Source organism: Ornithinicoccus sp. (assembly GCF_057176825.1).
This window is the reverse complement of sequence record NZ_CM169976.1, coordinates 2,969,511-2,990,496: the sequence shown is the minus strand read 5'-3', so window position 1 is coordinate 2,990,496 and position 20,986 is coordinate 2,969,511. Positions and strand designations below refer to the sequence as shown.

The following is a 20,986-nucleotide window of genomic DNA, read 5'->3' as shown; positions in this document are numbered from 1 at the left end:
AAGCGAGGTGGTACCGCGGCGCGCGTCGTCGTCCTCGGCACGGAAGTGGACGAGTTGATGACGAGCAGGAGAACGCCGCAGATGACCTACCCCCAGGTCGACACCGCCGGGCAGGGCCTGACCCCCGCCCCGGACTTCCCCAGCCTCGAGCAGGCCGTCCTGGCCTACTGGGACGAGCAGGACACCTTCGCCAAGAGCGTCGAGCGCCGCGAGGCGGGGGAGGACGGCGCCAACGAGTACGTCTTCTACGACGGCCCGCCGTTCGCCAACGGGCTGCCGCACTACGGGCACCTGCTCACCGGCTACGTCAAGGACGTCGTCCCGCGCTTCCGCACCATGCAGGGCCGCCGGGTCGAGCGCCGCTTCGGGTGGGACACCCACGGGCTGCCCGCCGAGCTCGAGGCGATGGCCCAGCTCGGCATCAAGACCAAGGACGAGATCCTCGAGCTGGGCATCGAGGAGTTCAACGCCAAGTGCCGCGCCTCGGTGCTGAAGTACACCGACGAGTGGCGCGACTACGTCACCCGGCAGGCCCGGTGGGTCGACTTCGACAACGACTACAAGACGCTCAACCCCGAATACATGGAGTCGGTGATCTGGGCGTTCAAGCAGCTCTGGGACAAGGGGCTGGTCTACGAGGGCTTCCGGGTGCTGCCCTACTGCTGGAACGACCAGACGCCGCTGTCCAACCACGAGCTGCGGATGGACGAGGACGTCTACCAGATGCGACAGGACCCCTCGGTCACCGTGGGTCTGCGGCTGGAGACGGGGGAGTTGGCGCTGGTCTGGACCACAACCCCGTGGACCCTGCCGGCCAACCTGGCCATCATGGTCGACCCCGAGATTGACTACGTCGTGGTCGAGTCCGACTTCACCGGCACCACGGAGCGGTATGTCGTGGCGCAGGCCAGGCTGTCGGCATACGCCCGGGAGCTGGGGGAGGACCCCGTGGTGGTCGAGCACCTCACCGGGGCCGACCTGCTGGGCCGCTCCTACACCCCACCGTTCTCCTACTACGAGGGGCACCCCCGCGCGCACCGGGTCGTCGAGGCCGACTTCGTCACCACCACCGACGGCACCGGGCTGGTGCACAGCGCCGGCGCCTTCGGTGAGGAGGACAAGATGGTCACCGACCGGGAGGGCATCGCCCCGGTCGTGCCCGTCGGGCTGGACGGGCGCTTCACCGCGCCGGTCCTGGACTACCGCGGCATGCACGTCTTCGAGGCCAACGCCCTGATCGGGGACCACCTGCGCAACCGGACCCGGGGGGAGGGCGAGCACGGCTCCACCACCGCGGGCACGGTGCTGCTGCGGCGCGAGACCTATGACCACTCCTACCCGCACTGCTGGCGGTGCCGGCAGCCGCTGATCTACATGGCCGTGTCCTCCTGGTTTGTGGAGGTGACGAAGTTCAAGGACACGATGCTGCGCACCAACGAGGATGTCACCTGGGTGCCCGAGCACGTCAAGCACGGCCAGTTCGGCAAGTGGCTGGAGAACGCCCGCGACTGGTCCATCTCCCGCAACCGGTTCTGGGGCAGCCCGATCCCGGTGTGGCGCTCGGACGACCCGACCTACCCGCGGGTCGACGTCTACGGCTCGCTGGAGGAGATCGAGCGCGACTTCGGCCGGCTGCCCCGCAACGACGACGGCGAGGTGGACCTGCACCGGCCTTTCATCGACCGGCTCACCCGGCCCAACCCGGACGACCCGACCGGCAACGCCACGATGCGCCGCGTCGAGGACGTCCTCGACGTGTGGTTCGACTCCGGGTCGATGACCTTCGCCCAGGTGCACTACCCGTTCGAGAACGCCGACTGGTTCGAGCACCACTTCCCGGCCGACTTCATCGTGGAGTACATCGGGCAGACCCGGGGCTGGTTCTACACCATGCACATCCTGGCGGCCGCCCTGTTCGACCGCCCGGCCTTCTCGGCGTGCGTGAGCCACGGGATCGTGCTGGGCAGCGACGGGCAGAAGATGAGCAAGTCGCTGAAGAACTACCCCGATGTGCGGGAGGTCTTCGACCGCGACGGGGCTGACGCGATGCGCTGGTTCCTGATGTCCAGCCCGATCCTTCGCGGCGGCAACCTCATCGTCACCGAGCAGGGCATCCGGGACGGGGTCCGGCAGGTGCTCATCCCGTTGTGGAACGCCTGGTACTTCTTCGGGCTCTACGCCAACGCCGTCGGCGACGGCTATGCGGGGCAGTGGTCGACGGCGTCGACGAACCCGCTGGACCGCTACCTGCTGGCCAAGCTGCGCCGGTTCGTCGAGGACAGCGGTGCCCAGTTGGAGGTCTACGACATCGCGGGCGCCGCCGACTCGGCACGCGCCTTCATCGACGTGCTGACCAACTGGTACATCCGGCGCTCGCGGGAGCGGTTCTGGGCGACCGACGGCCAGGCGTCCGAGGACGTGCGGGCCGCCTTCGACACGCTCTACACCACCCTCGAGGTGACCTGCCGGGCGCTGGCGCCCCTGCTGCCGCTGGTCACCGAGGACATCTGGCGCGGCCTCACCGGCGGCGAGTCGGTGCACCTGACCGACTGGCCGGACGCCACAGACCTGCCCGAGGACGACGCCCTGGTCGCCGGGATGGACACGGCGCGGGCGGTGTGCTCGGCCACCCTGGCGCTGCGCAAGTCCGGTGGCCTGCGGGTGCGGTTGCCGCTGTCGTCGGTGACGGTCGTCACCGAGGACCCCGACGGGCTCGCGCCGTTCGTCGACATCGTGAAGGACGAGGTCAACGTCCGCGAGGTCCGGGTGCTGGCCACCTCCGACGCCGGCGCCGCGAACTTCGGGGTGCAGCAGAAGCTCACCGTCAACGCGCGCGCCGCCGGTCCCCGCCTCGGGCGGGACGTGCAGCAGGCGATCAGGGGCAGCAAGTCCGGGGAGTGGTCGGTGGCCGAAGACGGCACCGTCACCTCCGGCGGCCTGGAGCTCGTCGAGGGCGAATACACCCTGGAGACCGTCGTGTCCGGCGACGCCGCCGGCGGGTCGAGCGCCACCGGCATGCTGCCCTCGGGAGGCTTCGTCGTGCTCGACACCGCGGTCACCGAGGACCTGGCCCGCGAGGGGCTGGCCCGGGACCTGATCCGCGCCGTGCAGCAGGCCCGTCGTGAGGCAGGCCTGGAGGTCACCGACCGGATCAGCCTGACCGTCGTCGGCGACGACGACGCCTGGCAGGCCGCGGTCGAGCACCAGAGCCTGGTCATGGCCGAGACCCTCGCCGTCCAGTTCGGCGCCGCCGGCGCCGGCACCCCCCTGCCCCAGCCCCCGACCGACGGGACGGACACGGCATACCGCGGGGTGGGCGAGCTGGACGGCGGACGCACGGTCGAGCTGCTGATCACCCGGGCCGCCCGGTGAACGCGCCGACCCCGGACCCCGCCGTGACGGCCCGGATGGCGCAGGTCACCGAGGAGATCCTGGGGCGGGCCCCCGAGAGTGCCATCGAGCCGACGCTGGACCGGGTCGCCCAGGTGATGGACCTGATGGGGCAGCCGCAGCGCAGCTTCGGGGTCATCCACCTGACCGGCACGAACGGCAAGACCTCGACGTCGCGGATGATCGAGCGACTGCTGCGCGAGCTCGGGCTCACGACCGGGCGGTTCACCAGCCCGCACCTGCACGACCTGCGGGAGCGCATCGCGATCGCGGGGGAGCCGGTGAGCGAGGAACGGTTCCTGGCCGCCTACGACGACGTGCTGCCGTTCGTCCAGATGGCCGACGAGGCGTCGGTGGCCGCCGGGGGGCCGCGGATGACGTTCTTCGAGGTGCTGGCCTGCGTGGCGTTCGCCGCGTTCGGCGACGCCCCGGTGGACGTCGCCGTGCTCGAGGTCGGGCTCGGGGGCAGTTGGGACGCGACCAACGTCGCCGACGGCCAGGTCGCGGTCGTGACCCCCGTCGCCGTCGACCACACCCGCTACCTCGGCGACTCCCTGGAGGCGATCGCCACGGAGAAGGCCGGGATCATCAAGCCCGGGGCGCTGGCGGTGCTGGGCAGTCAGGAGCCCGAGGCGATGCAGGTGCTGCTGGACCGGGCCGACGAGGTGGGCGCTGCCGTGCACGCCGAGGGCGTCGGGTTCGGCGTGCTGGAGCGGACGGTGGCCGTCGGTGGCCAACAACTGTCGCTGCGCGGTCTGGCCGGCGACTACCCCGACCTGTTCCTCCCGTTGTTCGGCGCCCACCAGGCGCACAACTCGGCGCTGGCGCTGGCCGCGGTCGAGGCCTTCGTCGGCGGTGGGGAGCAGCCGATCGAGCGCGAGATCGTCGCCGCGGCCTTCGAGGCGATGACCTCGCCCGGGCGGCTGGAGATCGTGCGGCGCAGCCCGACCGTCGTCGTCGACGCGGCTCACAACCCGGCGGGCGTCGCGGCCCTGGTGGCGGCGCTGGACGACTCGTTCGCCTTCCACCGGCTCGTCGGGCTCGTCGCGGTCCTGGAGGACAAGGACGCCGAGGCCATGCTGCAGCTGCTCGAACCTGCCCTCGACCACCTCGTCGTCAGCCGCAACACCTCGCCCCGCTCCATCCGTCCCGACCGCCTCGGCGAGCTGGCGGTGGAGATCTTCGGCGAGGACCGCGTCACGGTCGTCCCCGACCTCCCGAACGCCCTCGACACCGCCGCCGGCCTCGCGGACGAGGGCGGCATGGCGGGCGCGGTCCTGGCGACGGGCTCGGTCGTCACCGCGGCCGAGGTCCGGATGCTGCTGGGCGTCACCAGCACCTCCTGATCGACCAGACGGGTGGTCTGGCGACCTGAGGGGGGTCCAGACGGGTGGTCTGGCGATCGTCGGCAGCCCTCACCGTTGGCGAACCGCCAGACGGCCCGTCCGGTGCCGGGTAGGACCGCCAGACCGCGCGTCCGGTCGCGGGCGGGAGGGATGAGAGAATCTCTCGTTGTGCGTGCACTCCCCCTGACCGATGTTCCGGGAATCTTCACCCGGCGGCTCGCCGGAATGACCCTGATCGGCCAGGCGATGGCGGTGGGTTTTGGGGCGCTCGTGGCCCGGGGGCTGGCGCTGACCGAGGGCGACGCCGACGCGGCCCGCACCTACCTGGTGGGCGGCAGCGTCCTGGCGCTGCTGACCTTTGCTGCGGCGGGGCTGCTTCGGCGCCCCTTCGGGATCACCCTGGGCTGGCTGGTGCAGCTGCTGACCCTGGCCAGTGCGATCGTGCTGCCGGCCATGCTGGTCGTGGCCGCCATCTTCGGCGCGCTGTGGGTGGTCTCGCTGGTGCAAGGGGCCAAGATGGAGGAGCTGTCCCGGCAGTGGGCGGCGCAGCAGGGGAACCCCGACGACACCGCGAGCGAGGACTGAATGGACTACCTGCAGGGGATCGTGCTGGGTCTGGTCCAGGGACTGACCGAGTTCCTGCCGATCAGCTCCAGCGCGCACATCTCCATCGTCGGGCAGATCTTCGGCAACGAGGACCCCGGGGCGGCGTTCACCGCGATCAGCCAGCTCGGCACGGAGGCCGCGGTCCTGGTCTTCTTCTGGCGCGACATCGTGCGGATCATCAGGCACTGGGCGCTGTCGCTGGTCGGCCGGGTGCCCCGGGACGACCCGGACGCCCGCATGGGCTGGCTGGTGATCATCGGCTCGATCCCGATCGGATTCCTCGGCTTCACCTTCCAGGACTACATCGAGACCGACCTGCGCAGCCTGTGGCTCACCGCCACGATGCTGCTGGTCTTCGCCCTGGTCATCTTCGCGGCCGACCGGTTCGCCGCGCGGGTCAAGCAGCCGAAGGAGCTGCGTGACCTGACCTGGCGGGACGGCATCCTCTACGGGCTCGCGCAGTCCCTGGCCCTGATCCCCGGGGTGTCCCGCAGCGGCGGCACCATCGCGGCCGGCCTCTTCATGGGCTACAGCCGGGAGACGGCCGCCCGCTACAGCTTCCTGCTGGCGATTCCCGCGGTGCTCGGCTCGGGCTTCTACCAGGTGCTCAAGATCTCCGACGACCCGGTGACCCCCGCCTGGGGCCCTATCGTCGTCGCGACCGGCATCGCGTTCGTGGTGGCGCTGGCCGTCATCGCCTGGTTCATGCGCTACATCAGCACCCACACGTTCACCCCGTTCGTGATCTACCGCATCGTCCTGGCGCTGGTCCTCTTCGGACTGCTGGGCACCGGGGTGCTGCAGGGCACCTGACGGCCACACGCAGGCCCCCACTAGGCTGACCGGCGTGAGCGAGCACATCGAACGATCCCTGGTCCTGGTCAAGCCGGACGGCTACCGCCGCGGTCTGAGCGGGGAGGTGCTGCGCCGGATCGAGTCCAAGGGCTACACCCTGGCCGCGCTGGCCGTGCTCACCCCGACGCGCGAGCAACTGGCCGAGCACTACGCCGAGCACGAGGGCAAGCCCTTCTACGAGCCGCTGGTGGAGTTCATGCTGTCCGGCCCGGTGACCGCCGCCGTCATCGAGGGCCACGGCTGCATCCCCGGCTTCCGCGCCCTCGCCGGCGCCACGGACCCGACGGCAGCCCTGCCCGGCACGATCCGTGGCGACCTCGGCCGCGACTGGGGCCTGAAGGTGCAGCAGAACATCGTGCACGGCTCGGACTCCCCGGAGTCCGCGGCCCGGGAGATCGCCATCTGGTTCCCCGCGGGGGTCTGAGAAGCCCGTGACCGATTTCGACCGGGCGATCCACAGCACGGCCAGAGGTGAAGGGGTCAGGACGGCCGAGTTCACCGACGGGTGGGTGATCGGGCACGCCGTCAACGGCGGGGTCCAGCTGGCCCTGGCCGGGGCCGCGCTGTCGGCCGAGCTGGGGGGCAACGGCCACCCGGACCCGTTCGCGATCAGCGCCTACTACCTGTCGGCCGGGACCCCGGGCCCGGTCGAGATCCGCACCGACACGCTGCGGACCGGGCGGCAGGTAGCCACCGGAGAGGTGTCGCTGTGGCAGACCGACCGGGAGGGGGCGCCCGTCCAGCGGATGCGGGCCCTGGCGACCTACGGCTCGCTGGATGCCCTGCCCGACGACGTGCGCACCAGCGCCAGCCGGCCGCAACTGCCGCCGCCGGAGCGCTGCATCAGCGCCCTGGACGCGCCCCCTGAGGCGATCCGCGGGGTGAACATCCTGCACCAGCTGGACCTGCGGATGGACCCGGACACCATCGGCTGGGCACTGGGCAAACCGTCCGGTCGCGGCGAGCTCCGGGGCTGGCTGCGGATGCCCGACGGGCGGGAGCCCGACCCCTACCTGCTGCTGCTGGCCGTGGACGCGATGCCGCCCGTGGCCTTCGACCTCGGCGCGACTGGCTGGGCGCCCACGGTGGAGCTCACCGCCCACGTGCGAGCCCGCCCGGCCCCGGGGTGGTTGCAGATCGTCACCTCCACCCGCAACCTCGCCGGGGGCTTCCTGGAGGAGGACGCCGAGGTGTGGGACAGCGCCGGCCGGCTCGTCGCCCAGGCACGCCAGCTGGCACGCATCTCCGCCTGAGCTCGCCCGCTCGCTAGGCTGACCGTGCAGCCGCGGTCGGGGTCGTCCGCGGCCCGACCGGAAGGTGGACTGGCATGCGGATCGGCATCCTCACCGGGGGCGGCGACGTCCCGGGGCTCAACCCCTGCATCAAGGCGGTCGTCAACCGGGTGCACGAGGAGGGGCACGAGGTGGTCGGCATCCGACGCGGCTGGGGCGGGCTGCTGCGCACCGACCCCGACGACCCCGAGTCCCTGGCCGAGAACACCCTGCCGCTGGACCCCCGCGTGGTCCGCACGGTGGACCGCAGCGGCGGGACCTTCCTGCACAGTTCGCGGACCAACCCGGGCAAGGTCCGGACGGGTGAGGTGCCGGAGTTCCTGGCCGGGTCGGTCACCGGGGACGGCCCCCACGACCTCACCGCCCACGCACTCCGGGTCGTCGAGGCCGCGGGCATCGACGTGCTCATCCCGATCGGCGGCGACGACACCCTGTCCTACGGGCTGCGGATGCACCAGGAGGGGGTGCCCACGATCGCCATCCCCAAGACCATGGACAACGACGTGCACGGCACGGACTACTGCATCGGCTTCTCCACGGCCATCACCCGCGGCGTGCAGTTCATCCACAACCTGCGCACCTCGACGGGGTCGCACGAGCGGATCGCGGTGGTGGAGCTCTTCGGCCGCTACAGCGGCGAGACGTCCCTGATCACCGCCTACCTCGCCGGGGTCGACCGCGCGCTGATCCCCGAGGTGCCCTTCGACATCGACCGGGTGTGCGACCTGCTGGTGGCGGACAAGGCCGCCAACCCCTCGTCATACGCCATGGTCACCATCTCCGAGGGCGCCACCATCGAGGGCGGCGACATGATGCTGTCGGGGGAGGCCGACGCCTACGGGCACCGCAAGCTGGGCGGCATCGGTCAGGTCACCGGTGAGCTCATCAAGGAACGGACCGGGGAGGGCATCGTCTACCAGCAGGTCGGATACCTGATGCGCTCGGGCAGCCCGGACTCCCTGGACCTGATGGTCGCCACCAACTACGCGGTGATGGCCGCGGACCTGGCGCTGGACGGCTCGACCGGCCGGATGGTCGCGCTGCGCAACGGCAGCTACACCAGTGTGCCGATCTCGGTCACCGGCGAGGGGGTCAAGCGGGTCGACGTCGACGAGCTGTATGACGTGTCCTCCTACCGCCCGAAGGTGCGGCACGTGCGGGGCAAGCCGATGTTCCTGTACTGAGCCCCCGGCCACCTGCACTTGCGGACATCCGGGCGCACCGGTAGGAACTGAGGATGAGCCCCGACACCCGCCCTGGGCAGCACGTCCCCGAGGAGCTGCCGCACTACGAGCGCGGTCGGCACGCCGGCCAGCACCACGAGGGGGACCCCTTCCGCGACTCCGAGCTCCAGGGGGGCGAGGAGCGGCTGCACGAGGCGTTCGAGCACGTGCACGGTCCCGGTGCGACCGAGGACCACTCCGAGGAGGACTCCGAGGAGCAGCCCACGGAGGAGTCCACGGGGGAGTCCACGGAGGGGGACGACGACGGCGGCTGAGCCGGGCGCCGCGTCCGGGGCCGCGCTGCGTACCATCTGCGGGTGAGCACTGGATGGGGCAGCGGGCTGCTGGGGCGGGACGTGGCCATCGACCTGGGTAGTTCGAGCACCCTCGTGCACACCCAGGGTCGGGGCGTGCTGCTGGACGAGCCGTCGCTGGTGGCCCTGGAGGTCGGCACCGGTCGGCTCCTGGCCGCGGGGAGCGAAGCGCTGGCCATGCACGGACGCACCCCCGCCTCCATCCAGACCCTGCGCCCGATGGCCGCCGGGGTCGTCACCGACGGTGAGGTCGCCGAGCAGCTGCTGCGCCACTTCGTGCAGCGCACCCGCCCGTCCCGGCTGCTGCGTCCCCGGATGGTGGTCTGCACGCCGAGCGGGGTGACCGCGGTCGAGCGGCGCGCACTGGAGGACGCGGCGCTGCACGCCGGTGCCCGCCGGGTCTACGTGCTGGAGGAGGCGATGGCGGCGGCGATCGGGGCGGGCCTGCCGGTGCACGAGGCGAAGGCCTCCATGGTGGTCGACATCGGCGGTGGGACCACCGAGGTGGCGGTGATCAGCCTGGGCGGGGTCGTCAACGCCCGCGGCCTGCGGGTCGGGGGGACCGAGCTCGACGAGACCATCACCGCGGCGGTGCGGGCCGCCCACGGGCTCGTCCTGGGCGAGCGCACCGCCGAGGACATCAAGATCACGGTCGGCTCGGCATACCCACTCGCCGAGGAACTCGACATGAGGGTCCGCGGCCGGGACCTGACCAGCGGACTGCCCCGCACCGTCACGCTGACCTCGAGCGAGGTGCGGGCGATGATCGAGCCGGTCGTGCTGCAGGTGGTGGACGTGGTGCGCGCGGTGCTCGACGTCTGCCCTCCGGAGTTGGCTGGTGACGTGCTGGACTCCGGCCTCACCCTCACCGGGGGCGGGGCCCTGCTGCGGGGGCTGCCGGAGCGGCTCCGGGCCGAGCTTGGGGTCCCCGTCGAGGTCGCCGAGGAGCCGCGCCAGGCCGTGATCCGGGGGGCCGGGGCCTGCGTCGACGATTTCGCGGCGCTGGAGCGGGTGCTCGTGACGACCACCGGGCAACACCCGTGACCGGGGCGGAGCCGACCGACCGCACCCGCCGGCCGGACCGGGCCACGGCACGCCGCGGCTGGTGGCTGGTGGGGGTCCTGGTAGCGGGGACGGTGCTGGCGATGGTGGTCGACCTGGCCCGCCCTGGCGTCACCGAGCCGGTGCGCCGCGGCGTCGCCTCCGCCGTGGCCCCCGTCCAGTCCGCCGTCGCCGGCTGGTCCGACCGTGAGCTGGTCGCCCTCACCCGGGAACGCAACGCCCTGGCGGCGCGGGTCGACGAGCTCGAGGCCCAGCAGCAGCAGGCCGAGGACCTGGCCGAGCTGCACACCTCCTCCTCCTGGGGCGTCCACGACCTGTTGCCCGCCCGGGTCGTCGGCTTCTCCTCGGGCAGCGCCCCGGTGGGGCGGCGCACGGTGACCATCGACGTGGGGTCCACCGACGGGGTGGTCGTGGACCAGTCGGTCGTCAACGTCGACGGCCTGGTCGGGCGCGTCGTGCGGGTGGCCCCCACCAGCAGCGACGTGGCCATCCTGGGTGACGGTGACGTCGTCGTCGGCGTCCGCTTCGGGCACGGCGGCAACCTGGGCACGGTCCGGGCCGAGGCCGACCCCGGCCTGCCGACCCGCGACCCCGGCGAGCTCACCCTGACCGCCCTCGGCGCCGCCGCGATCCGGGAGGGAGACCGGGTGGTCACCCTGGGCAGCGCCGACAACATCCCGTATGCCGCGCGGATCCCCCTCGGGCGCGTCACCTCGGTCGACCCGGACACCGGCCAGTTGGGCGCGACCGCGGCCGTGCGCCCCTTCGTCGACATGGACACCCTCGACCTGGTCGCCGTGGTGCTCGTGGGGGCCGGATGAGTCGTCTCCCCGGCCCGCTGTGGCGTGCGGTGGCCCTGGTCGTCGCGGTGCTGCTGCCGTCCGCGCTGCCCGGCGGGTGGCCGGCTCGTCCGGACCTCGTGCTCCTGGTCGTGGTGACCGTGGCGTTGGTGCGGGGGCCCGTCGCCGGTGGGCTCACCGGACTGGCCGGTGGGTGGCTGGTTGACCTGGTGCCGCCCGGCTCTGGTCCGCTGGGGGCGACGGCACTGGCCTATCTGGCGGTCGGTCTGCTGGCGGGGTGGTCGCGGCGGTTCGCGACCTGGTCCGGCCTGCTGCCCGTGGTCGTCGTCCTGGTGGCTGCCCTGCTGGTCCAGGGGGTGCGGGGGATCGCGGCCGCTGCCGGGGTCGGCGTGGCCCACTACGCCGACCTGCTGTGGTCGGTGGCGATGACGGGGGTGGCGTCCGTGGTCGTGCTGCCGGTCCTGCTCGCCGTCGAGCGGGCGCTGCTGGCGCGGGGGTGGCGGTGAGCGGCCGCGACCGGGTCCCGCGGAGCCGGGCCGCGGGCCGGACCCCGATCCGGGTGCCGCGACCGGTGGCGGGGCCCGTGCTGCCGCGCCGCCGGCTGGGGACGGGGACCCTGTGGGCGCTGGCCGTCGTGGTGCTCTGCCTGCTCGGGGTGCTGGTGGGGCGGCTGGTCCAGATGCAGCTGCTGGACCACCAGGAGCTGGCCGCGGAGGCGGCTGCCGTGAACACCCGGGTGGTCACCGAGCCCGCCGTGCGGGGCCGCATCCTCGCGGCCGACGGGACCCCCCTGGCGACCAACACGGCCTCGACGGTGGTCACGGTCGACCCCGAGGTGTTGCTGGAGTCCGAGGACGGCGGGCGGTCCCTGGTCACGGCCGTGGCCCGGGAGCTGGACCTGCCCGTGGAGGACCTGTGGGGGCGCACCCTGCTGTGCGGGACGGAGGGGGCGCCGCCGGTGCCGGCCTGCTTCTCGGGGTCGCCGTACCAGCCGGTGCCGATCGCCTACGGTGTGGACCCGGTCAGCGCCCTCGGCGTGCTGGAGCGGCCGGAGGCCTTCCCGGGGGTCGAGGTCACCTCCGTGGCGCTGCGGGACTACCCGGTGGAGGAGATCAACGCTGCGCACCTGCTCGGCTACCTGGGGCGACCGACGGCCGACGAGGTCGACGACGAGGCCTCGGTCGGTGCCCAGGACTGGGTCGGTCGCACCGGGCTGGAGCAGGTCTACGACTCCCGGTTGCGGGGCACGTCGGGCCGGTCCACGGTCGCCATCGACCCCCGCGGTGTGGTGACCGAGCGGCTGGACCGCACCGACCCCGAGCCCGGGCTGGACCTGGTGACCCACGTGGACCCGGGGGTCCAGGCGACCGCCGAGCGGGTGCTGACCGAGGGCGTGACCCGCGCCCGCGAGGACGGGTGGCCCGCCGACTCCGCGGCCGCGGTGGTGCTCGACGTGCGCACCGGCGGCGTCGTCGCCGCCGCCAGCTACCCGACATACGATCCGGCGATCTGGACCACGGGGGTCTCCCAGACGCGGTACGACGAGCTGACCGACCCCGATGGGGGGCAGCCGCTGGTGGACCGGGTCATCGCGGGGACCTACCCGCCGGCGTCCACGTTCAAGGCCGTGACGCTGCCGGCGGCGCTGCGGCAGGGGATCGACCCGGAGGGGACCTACGACTGCCCGGGGAGCGTGACGATCGGGGGTCGCACGTTCACCAACTACGAGTCGGAGTCGCACGGCCAGCTGGACCTGGCCGGGATCATCGAGGTCTCCTGCGACACCACGTTCTACACCTGGGCCCACCAGGAGTGGTTGGACCTGGGCGGGCTGGGCCAGGACTCGGACCTGGAGGACCCCTACGTGCTGGTGGCCGAGGACTTCCGGATCGGGCAACCGACCGGCATCGACCTGCCCGGCGAACGCAGCGGGACGCTGCCCTCCCGGGAGTGGAAACGGGCCTACTGGGACGCCACGCGGGAGCAGGCCTGCATCCGCGCGCAGGAGGGCTACCCGGAGGAGGAGGACGAGGAGCGCCGGGAGTTCCTGGAGGAGCTGGCGCGGGAGAACTGCGTGGACGGCTGGCAGTACCGCCCCGGTGACGCGGTGAACTTCTCGATCGGGCAGGGCGACGTGGCGACCACGCCGCTGCAGATGGCCGTCGTCTATGCCGCCCTCGCCAACGGCGGCACGCTGGTGGAGCCCCGGGTGGCCGACGAGTTCCGGACCCGCGCCGGCGACACCGTCGAGCAGGTCGAGCCGGCCGAGTCCGGGACCCTCGACGTGCCGGCGGAGGACCTGGATGTGCTGCGCGAGGGGCTCGAGGGGGTGAACGTCCGGGGGACCGGCGCGGAGGCCTTCGCCGGTTTCGACCAGGCTGCCTACCCGGTCGCCGGCAAGACGGGCTCGGCGGAATCCTTCGGTCGGCTGTCGACGGGGTGGTACGCCTCCTACGGTCCGGTCGATGACCCCCGGTATGCCGTGGTCGTGGTCTTTGAGCAGGGCGGGATCGCCGGGGACGTGGCGGCACCGGCCGCCCGGGAGATCTGGGAGGCCCTGGCGGCCCGGGACAGTCGGTAGGCGCCGAGCCCCGGCTGCACCCCGGAATCTGGCGCTATCGCCCGGGAAGGTTCTCCTACGGAACGCAAGATTCTCGGGCCACCCGAGAATCCTGTGGCTGCTGGGTCACCTGGTGGAAACGTGGGCTCGGTAGGCTCCCGCGGGTGAGCCAAGACCCGATCAGCCCCGAGCTGCGCGCAGACGTGCGCCGCGTGTCCACGCTCCTCGGCCAGTCGTTGGTGCGCCACCACGGCCAGGAGTTGCTGGATCTCGTCGAGCAGGTGCGCCTGCTGACCAAGGACAGCAAGGCCGACACGGTCGACGTGGACGGCACGACCGTGCGCAGCCTGCTGGCGGGTCTGCCGCTGGGACAGGCGACCGACCTGGTGCGGGCCTTCGCGGGCTACTTCCACCTGGCCAACGCGGCCGAGCAGGTGCACCGGGTGCGGACCCTGCAGGACCGGGCCGAGGACCAGGGCTGGTTGACCAGCGCGGTCGCCGACATCGTGGCCCAGCAGGGTCCGGAGGTGCTGGCGGAGGCGGTGGCGGAGCTGGACGTCCGGCCGGTCTTCACCGCCCACCCCACCGAGGCGAGCCGGCGATCGGTGCTGACCAAGATCCGTCGGCTGTCCGACGAGCTGGCGGTGCCCACCGAGGCGGACACCATCGCCCGGCGGCGTCAGGACCGGCGCCTGGCCGAGTTGGTCGACCTCATCTGGCAGACCGACGAACTGCGCCGGGTCGCGCCGACCCCGATGGACGAGGCGCGCAACGCCATGTACTACCTGGACGAGGTCCTCACCGAGACGGTCCCCGACCTGCTCGGCGACCTCGGTGAGCTGCTGCGCGAGCACGGGGTGGCGGTCGACCCGGGCCGCCCGCCGGTCCGCTTCGGTTCCTGGATCGGGGGAGACCGCGACGGCAACCCCTTCGTCACCCCGCAGGTCACCGCCGAGGTGTTGCAGCTGCACCACCAGCACGCCGTCGGGGTGGCGCTGAGCCTGATCGACGTGCTCATCTCGCAGGTGTCCAGCTCGACGGTCATCGTCGACGTCGACCCTGAGCTGGAGGAGTCGCTGCAACGGGACCTGGCGAACCTGCCCGGCCTGGACCCGCGGGTCAAGGAGCTCAACGCGGCCGAGCCCTACCGGCTCAAGCTGACCTGCGTGAAGGCCAAGCTGCTCAACACCGGCCGCCGCGTGGAGCGCGGCAGCCCCCACGAGCCCGGCAGGGACTACGCCGACGCCGACGAGATCGTGGCCGACCTGACGGTCGTCGGCGACTCACTGCGCCGGCACGGAGGGGAACTGGTCGCCGACGGTCGCCTCGCGGTCGCCATCCAGACGCTCGCGGGGACCGGCCTGCACCTGGCCACCCTCGACGTACGCGAGCACGCGGAGCACCACCACGCCGCCGTCGGGGCGATGCTCGACGCCGTGCTGGGCGCCGAGCGTCCGTATGCCGAGCTGGACCGGCCGGAGCGCCTGGCCCTGCTCGCCCGGGAGCTGGCGTCACCGCGCCCGCTGCTGACCTGGGCGGCGCCGCGGGGTCGCACGCTGGAGGTCTTCGACGAGATCCGGCGGGCCCAGGCCACCTATGGGCCGGAGGTCATCGAGACCTACATCATCTCGATGACGCAGGGCGCCGACGACATCCTGGCCGCCGCCGTGCTGGCCCGGGAGGCGGGGCTGGTCGACCTGCACGGCGTTGCCGAGGGCGACGCCTTCGCCCATGTCGGGTTCGCCCCGCTGCTGGAGACCATCGAGGAGTTGCGCGGCGCCGCCGCCCTGGTGGACACCCTGCTCTCGGAGCCGACCTACCGCGATCTGGTCCGGCTGCGCGGGGACGTGCAGGAGGTCATGCTCGGATACTCCGACTCCAACAAGCAGGCCGGGGTGCTCACCAGCCAGTGGGGGATCCACCAGGCCCAACGGGCACTGCGTGATGTCGCGGCCCGGCACGGGGTCCGGCTGCGCCTGTTCCACGGCCGCGGCGGGTCGGTCGGCCGCGGCGGCGGTCCCACCTACGAGGCGATCCTGGCTCAACCCCCCGGCGTGCTGGAGGGCGAGATCAAGTTCACCGAGCAGGGCGAGGTCATCTCCGACAAGTACTCCCTGCCCGCCCTCGCGCGGGAGAACCTCGAGCTGTCCCTGGCCGCGGTCCTGCGCGGGTCGACGCTGCACCGGGACGCGCGCTCCTCGGCCGAGCAGATCCGGCGCTGGGGCGAGGTCATGGACCTGGCCAGCGACGCGGCCTTCGAGCGGTACCGCACCCTGATCGACCACCCCGACCTCCCCGCCTACTTCGTCGCGGCCACCCCGGTCGACCAGCTGGGCGCGCTCAACATCGGGTCGCGCCCGAGCAAGCGCCCCGACACCGGCAAGGGGTTGGACGGTCTGCGGGCGATCCCCTGGGTGTTCGGGTGGACGCAGACCCGGCAGATCGTGCCCGGCTGGTATGGCGTGGGGTCGGGTCTGCGGGCCGCCCGCGAGGCCGGGCCACGGGGAGAGTCTGAAGGAGATGCTCGACCAGTGGTGGTTCTTCGCCGCGGTGGTCTCGAACGTGGAGATGACCGTCGCCAAGACCGACCTCGACATCGCCGGGCACTACGTGCAGACGCTGGTCCCCGAGGAGCTGCGGCACCTCTTCGAGGACATCAAGGCCGAGTTCGAGCTGACCGTGGCCGAGCTGCGCCGGCTCACCGGCGAGGAGGACCTGCTCGATGACCAGCCCGTCCTGCAGCGCTCGCTGGCGGTGCGCGACCAGTACCTCGACCCGATCTCCTACCTGCAGGTCGAGCTGCTGCGCCGGTTGCGGGAGATGGACGAGGCGGGGCAGGCCGCCGACCCCACCGGGCAGGCGCAACTGCAGCGGGCTCTGCTCATCACGGTGAACGGGGTGGCGGCCGGGCTGCGCAACACCGGCTGACACCTGGCCCTGCGGCCACGAGCGTCATGCGGTCTCGGTGTTGCGGTTCCGGTGCTATAGCCCGGTTCCTGCAACACCGAAAGCGCATGACACTCCCGGCGGGGCTACGCGTCAGCGGCGCCCGGAGTCCTCGACTGGCTCATCTTCCGACTCCTCTTCCGACTCCTCCGGGTCGGGGGCGTTCGGATCGGGCATCGGGTTGCCGACCTGAGCGTCGCCGAAGCAGATGTGCACGTCCGGGTCGAGGTCCTCGATGACGACCTCGCTGCCGCCGCCCTGGAGGGAGACCGTGACTCCGCCCAGTCCTTCGGTGAAGGTCACCTCCTGGCGATCTTCGCCGAGCACGATCGTGCCGGAGGTCTCGGAGCCTGCCAAGTACCCGACGCGCACGGTCCAGTGCCACGAGAAGGCATCGTCCTCGAGAGGCACAGCCGCGATGCCGTCCACGGGCTGCCAGCCGCACAATCCCTCGATCGGCTCACGGGAGCTTATGCCGCCCACCGCCATCGGCACGAAGGTTCCCTCCGGGGTGAGCAGATAGGGGTTGTTGTAGGCACTGCGCGCGTACATTTCCTCCCGTTGCTCCGGCGTGACGACCGGTGCCAGGAAGCGGCTGACGTTGTTGTATTCGCGGAACAACGGGCTGAGGATCTCGACTGGGACGGGCATGTCGTAGACCTGGGCGCCCTCAGGCAGGTCTTCCACTGAGGTCCGGGTGGTCTCGACGAAGTCCTCGTACGGGTTTCCTGCGCTGAACGCGGCGTAGCCGTTGGCGCTGTGCAGAGCGAGCGCGAGCCACACGGCGCTGGCGACGGAGCCCGCCCCTACGACGGACTTGCGGGTCACCGACCGCGCCAACTCGCGCGCCGTCGGCAGCCAAGGGTCGGCCTCGAAGCGCAGCGGCATCAGGCACATGCCGATGACGATCACCAGCGGGATGATCGCGTCAGCGAGATAGCGGGTCTCCAGGGCGGCTGCGGGTCCACTGAGCGCCACTCGTCCCACGGCGAGCGCGGCGATCGACCCGGCCAGGTACACCAGCAGCGCCAGCCAGGCACGTCCGATCCGGCGGCGCAGCACCAGGGACCCGGCCACGATCGCGATCGCCACGATCCAGCAGAGCCAGTCGAAGATCCTGGGTGAGTCCACGATCGCGGCGCCGTAACTCGCCGGGTACCAGGACCACGGGCCGCCCAGGGCGCCGGGGATCATGGTCCGGAAGAGACTCATGTAGACGAAGTCCCACACCTGGCCCCTGGTGGGCGCCACCAGGTCGGCGGAGGCGCTGGCCCGCGACGCCCCGTCCAGATAGACCACCAGATAGGCGACGCTGGCGACCAGGTAGCCGACCCACACCAGCCAGGAACGCCGGTACAGCGCGAACAACTCACGCGCGGTCGCCTGCGTCGTGTGCGACAGCGCGAAGGTGAGGACCACGATGAACGGCAGGTAGATGACGATCTTCTCGAAGCTGGCCAACCCCACGACGAACCAGGCGACGGCCCAGGCGGCGTCCGAGCGCCGTCCGGTCCGCAGGAAGCGTGCGTGCGAACGGACCCCGCCGGCCAGCGCCGCGGTCAGCGGCAGCCAGATGATGGCCGCCGACAGCCAGGTGAAGGCCGGCATCGTCAGCGGGGTGAGGCAGTAGAGCGTGAACGGCACCAGGATCAGCGCCCGCCGGCGGAACAGCTCGACCAGCATCCGCCACACCAGCAGCGCCACGAGGGCCTGGGCCAGCAGCATGCACACCACCGCGACGTCCCAGTTCCACGGCGCCACGTGGGCGAGCAGCCACATGAAGCCGAAGCCGATCGGCTCGAAGTGCCCGGTGTGCACCCGGGTCAGGTAGTCCCACCCCAGCGAGTTCTCCATCGCCCGGCTCTGCAGCATGAAGTCGTCGGTGATGAAGTAGCTGTCGCGCAGGACGTTGAAGCGCACCGCGAGCGAGACCCCGAGGACCACCAGGAAGGCCGCCCGGATCGGGTCGCGCAGCAGCCAGGGCGTCTCGTCGCGGTCTGCCGAGGGCGCAGCTGCACTGTCACTGACCTGCGTGACTGGCATCGTGGGCGACCCTCCGGGCGTGCGGTGTTCGGCAGGACTCTACGCCGGACGGGGCTCCCGGTCCCCGGGGACACGGGTCTGTGACGATGGGGCCATGCCGGAGGGACACACACTGCACCGCCTCGCCCGCGACCTGACGGAGGCGTATGCCGACCGGTCGCCTGCGGTGACCAGCCCGCAGGGGCGGTTCGCGGACGGTGCCGCCCTGCTCGACGGGCAGGTGGTGGAGGGCGGGAGCGCCTGGGGCAAGCTGCTGTTCCTGGACTTTGCGGGGGAGCGCACGCTCTACGTCCACCTGGGCCTGATCGGGACCTTCGTGCTCAGCCGGGTCACCGGACTGGCCGATCCTCCCGTGACCGGGCAGGTGCGGCTGCGGCTGCTCGACGCCGACACGGTCGCGGACCTGCGCGGGCCCATGGCCTGTCAGGTGCTGACTCCCGCCGAGGTTGACGCCCTCGTGGCGCGGCAGGGCCCGGACCCGCTGCGGCCAGAGTCTGACCCGGACCGGGCCTGGGCCCGGATCCACACCTCGCGGCGCACCATCGCCGAGTTGCTGATGGACCAGACGGTGCTGGCCGGGGTGGGCAACATCTACCGCTGCGAGGTGCTCTTTCGGCACCGGGTGAACCCGGCCTTCCCTGGGGTCCGGATCAAACGGGCTACCTGGCAGGCGATGTGGGAGGACCTCGCCGGGCTGATGCCCTGGGGCGTGCGGACCGGTCGGATCATCACCCGGGACGAGGTGCTGCAGGACGTCACCGCGGCGGTGGCGGCCGGGTCGCCGGCGCGGACCCTGGACGTCCCGCGCGACTTCGCCGTCTACCAGCGCACCGGCGAGCCGTGCCTGCGCTGCGGCGCGCGCATCCGGACCCGGGCCGTGGCGGGGCGCAACCTGTTCTGGTGCGGCAACTGCCAGCGTCGCACCTGAAGGCCTCACTCCCCGGGGCGGACGACCGCCTTGACGGTGCCGGGCTGCCCGGCCGACTCAAGGGCGGCCGCGACCTCGGCCAGGCCGAACCGGTCGGTCACCAACGAGTCCAGCTCCACCCGACCCGTCGCGACGAGGTCGATCGCCGCCGGGTAGGTGTTGGCGTACCGGAAGGTCCCGGTGACGGTGAGCTCTCGTCCTTGGACGAGGGCGACGGGCAGGCTGATCTCGTCGGCACCCATCCCGACCAGCACCACCCGGCCGCCACCGCGCACGGTCACCAGCCCCTGGGCGATAGCCGCGGGCGCGCCGGAGCAGTCGATGAAGGAGTCCACCGCGCCGTCCAGGTGCGTCAGGTCGCCCTCCCGGCTGTCGACGACCTCGGTCGCGCCGTACCGCTGCGCCGCGGCGAGCCGCTCGGGGGACAGGTCGGTCACCACGATCCGGGTGGCCCCGGCGGCCGCCGCGACCTGCACGGTGACCAGGCCGACCGGGCCGGCGCCGGTCACCAGGACCGCATCACCGGCACCCACCCGGGCCTTGCGGCAGGCCCAGACCCCCACCGACAACGGCTCTACCAGGGCGGCGGCGTCCTCGGACACGTGGTCCGGCACCGGGTGGGCGAAGTCGGCGGCGATCGTCACGAACTCGGCGAACGCGCCGTCGACCGGCGGTGTCGCGAAGAACCGGACGTCGGGGCACAGGTTGTAGCGGCCGGACCGGCACTGGCCGCAGCGCCCGCAGGGCACGCCGGGCTCGAGCGCGACCCGCTCGCCGACCCGGTCCGCGGACACCGCGTCGCCGACGGCCACGACGGTGCCGCTCGCCTCGTGCCCCAGGACGAGGGGGTCGCGCACGACATACTCCCCGATGCGTCCGTGCCGGTAGTAGTGGACGTCCGAGCCGCAGATCCCCACCGAGGCGACGCGCACCAACACCTCCCCGGCGCCCGGCTCGGGGACCGGTCGGTCGACCAGTTCGACCTCCCCGGGGGCTTTCAGCAGGCAGACCCGCATGGCCGTGGCCGAAGGGGGTTCGTGGCCCTCGCGTGGTGTCATCGGACCATTGTCGTCCACCGGCGGGCGGCGATTAGGGCCGGACGCGTAGCCGCTGCTAGATTTGGGGGTGCCGTACGACCGGCCGCGGATTCAGAGTGCCCTGGTGGACATGCCCAGGCGCGCCGCGCAACGAACACGAAGGAGTCGCCCATGGGGCTGGACACTGCTGTGAAGAAGCAGATCATGGAAGAGTACGCCACCGTCGAGGGCGACACCGGTTCGCCGGAGGTGCAGGTCGCGCTGCTGACCCAGCGCATCAAGGACCTCACCGAGCACGCCCGCGAGCACAAGCACGACCACCACAGCCGGCGCGGCCTGCTGCTGCTGGTCGGCCGCCGCAAGCGCCTGCTCCGTTACCTTGAGGAGACGGACGTCGAGCGCTACCGCGCACTGATCAAGCGCCTTGGTCTGCGCCGCTGAAGTTTCGTAGGGGAGCGGTTCCCGGATGACCCGGGAACCGCTCCTCTGCGTATGCCGGGGGGCCGGACCGGCCCGTCGGCACGTTGGAAACAGCCGGGCACAACGACGATGCCCCGTGCTGCGAGAGATTGACAGAAAAGGAG

Annotated in this window: 16 protein-coding genes and 1 pseudogene; 15 read left to right on the top strand and 2 right to left on the bottom strand. The window is 72.0% G+C overall.

All coding sequences use genetic code 11. The annotated features are described in order from the left end of the window. The first annotated feature begins 81 nt into the window (after positions 1 to 81). From ileS to ppc, 13 genes and pseudogenes are all read left to right on the top strand, one after another. Positions 82 to 3,372, top strand: coding sequence for an isoleucine--tRNA ligase (gene ileS, locus AC1QRC_RS14860; RefSeq protein WP_484206658.1), 3,291 nt, complete (start codon positions 82 to 84; stop codon positions 3,370 to 3,372). A gap of 35 nt (positions 3,373 to 3,407) precedes the next feature. Next, positions 3,408 to 4,736, top strand: coding sequence for a bifunctional folylpolyglutamate synthase/dihydrofolate synthase (locus AC1QRC_RS14855; protein ID WP_484206657.1), 1,329 nt, complete (start codon positions 3,408 to 3,410; stop codon positions 4,734 to 4,736). Positions 4,737 to 4,904: 168 nt separating this feature from the next. Beyond that, positions 4,905 to 5,321, top strand: a complete 417-nt coding sequence (locus tag AC1QRC_RS14850) for a DUF4233 domain-containing protein (RefSeq protein WP_484204049.1) — start codon at positions 4,905 to 4,907, stop codon at positions 5,319 to 5,321. Continuing rightward, complete coding sequence (locus tag AC1QRC_RS14845; protein ID WP_484204048.1) at positions 5,322 to 6,155, top strand: undecaprenyl-diphosphate phosphatase; 834 nt, start codon at positions 5,322 to 5,324, stop codon at positions 6,153 to 6,155. A 34-nt stretch (positions 6,156 to 6,189) separates the two neighbouring features. Next, positions 6,190 to 6,621: a nucleoside-diphosphate kinase gene (gene ndk / locus AC1QRC_RS14840; RefSeq protein WP_484204047.1), complete on the top strand. Its 432-nt coding sequence runs from the start codon at positions 6,190 to 6,192 to the stop codon at positions 6,619 to 6,621. Between the two features lie 7 nt (positions 6,622 to 6,628). Further along, on the top strand, positions 6,629 to 7,450 hold the full coding sequence (locus AC1QRC_RS14835; protein ID WP_484204046.1) for a thioesterase family protein: 822 nt from the start codon (positions 6,629 to 6,631) through the stop codon (positions 7,448 to 7,450). A 74-nt stretch (positions 7,451 to 7,524) separates the two neighbouring features. Continuing rightward, a complete protein-coding gene (locus AC1QRC_RS14830) occupies positions 7,525 to 8,673 on the top strand; it encodes a 6-phosphofructokinase (RefSeq protein WP_484204045.1) in 1,149 nt (382 codons plus the stop codon). 53 nt (positions 8,674 to 8,726) lie between these two features. Continuing rightward, complete coding sequence (locus AC1QRC_RS14825) at positions 8,727 to 8,987, top strand: hypothetical protein (protein ID WP_484204044.1); 261 nt, start codon at positions 8,727 to 8,729, stop codon at positions 8,985 to 8,987. A 42-nt stretch (positions 8,988 to 9,029) separates the two neighbouring features. Continuing rightward, entirely contained in the window at positions 9,030 to 10,070 is a 1,041-nt protein-coding gene (mreB, locus tag AC1QRC_RS14820) for a rod shape-determining protein MreB (RefSeq protein ID WP_484204043.1), read from the top strand. After that, a complete protein-coding gene (gene mreC, locus AC1QRC_RS14815; protein ID WP_484204042.1) occupies positions 10,067 to 10,909 on the top strand; it encodes a rod shape-determining protein MreC in 843 nt (280 codons plus the stop codon). The genes mreB and mreC overlap by 4 nt, the downstream gene beginning before the upstream one ends. Then, positions 10,906 to 11,394, top strand: a complete 489-nt coding sequence (gene mreD, locus AC1QRC_RS14810) for a rod shape-determining protein MreD (protein ID WP_484204041.1) — start codon at positions 10,906 to 10,908, stop codon at positions 11,392 to 11,394. Before mreC ends, mreD begins: the two co-directional genes overlap by 4 nt. Beyond that, positions 11,391 to 13,469 carry a penicillin-binding protein 2 gene (mrdA, locus tag AC1QRC_RS14805; protein WP_484204040.1) on the top strand — a complete coding sequence of 693 codons (2,079 nt, stop codon included), beginning with the start codon at positions 11,391 to 11,393 and terminating at the stop codon, positions 13,467 to 13,469. Before mreD ends, mrdA begins: the two co-directional genes overlap by 4 nt. A gap of 143 nt (positions 13,470 to 13,612) precedes the next feature. Next, positions 13,613 to 16,376: pseudogene (gene ppc / locus AC1QRC_RS14800) on the top strand (phosphoenolpyruvate carboxylase). A 111-nt stretch (positions 16,377 to 16,487) separates the two neighbouring features. Here ppc and AC1QRC_RS14795 read toward each other — a convergent pair. Beyond that, complete coding sequence (locus AC1QRC_RS14795) at positions 16,488 to 18,437, bottom strand: hypothetical protein (RefSeq protein ID WP_484204039.1); 1,950 nt, start codon at positions 18,435 to 18,437, stop codon at positions 16,488 to 16,490. Between the two features lie 94 nt (positions 18,438 to 18,531). Here AC1QRC_RS14795 and AC1QRC_RS14790 point away from each other — a divergent pair, with 94 nt between their 5' ends. After that, positions 18,532 to 19,365: an Fpg/Nei family DNA glycosylase gene (locus AC1QRC_RS14790; protein ID WP_484204038.1), complete on the top strand. Its 834-nt coding sequence runs from the start codon at positions 18,532 to 18,534 to the stop codon at positions 19,363 to 19,365. 5 nt (positions 19,366 to 19,370) lie between these two features. On the opposite strand, the gene AC1QRC_RS14785 is transcribed toward AC1QRC_RS14790, so the two are convergent. Continuing rightward, positions 19,371 to 20,423 carry an NAD(P)-dependent alcohol dehydrogenase gene (locus AC1QRC_RS14785; RefSeq protein ID WP_484204037.1) on the bottom strand — a complete coding sequence of 351 codons (1,053 nt, stop codon included), beginning with the start codon at positions 20,421 to 20,423 and terminating at the stop codon, positions 19,371 to 19,373. Positions 20,424 to 20,573: 150 nt separating this feature from the next. Between AC1QRC_RS14785 and rpsO the strand changes: the two genes are divergently transcribed. Continuing rightward, entirely contained in the window at positions 20,574 to 20,843 is a 270-nt protein-coding gene (gene rpsO, locus AC1QRC_RS14780) for a 30S ribosomal protein S15 (protein WP_484204036.1), read from the top strand. The last annotated feature ends 143 nt before the right edge of the window (positions 20,844 to 20,986 follow it).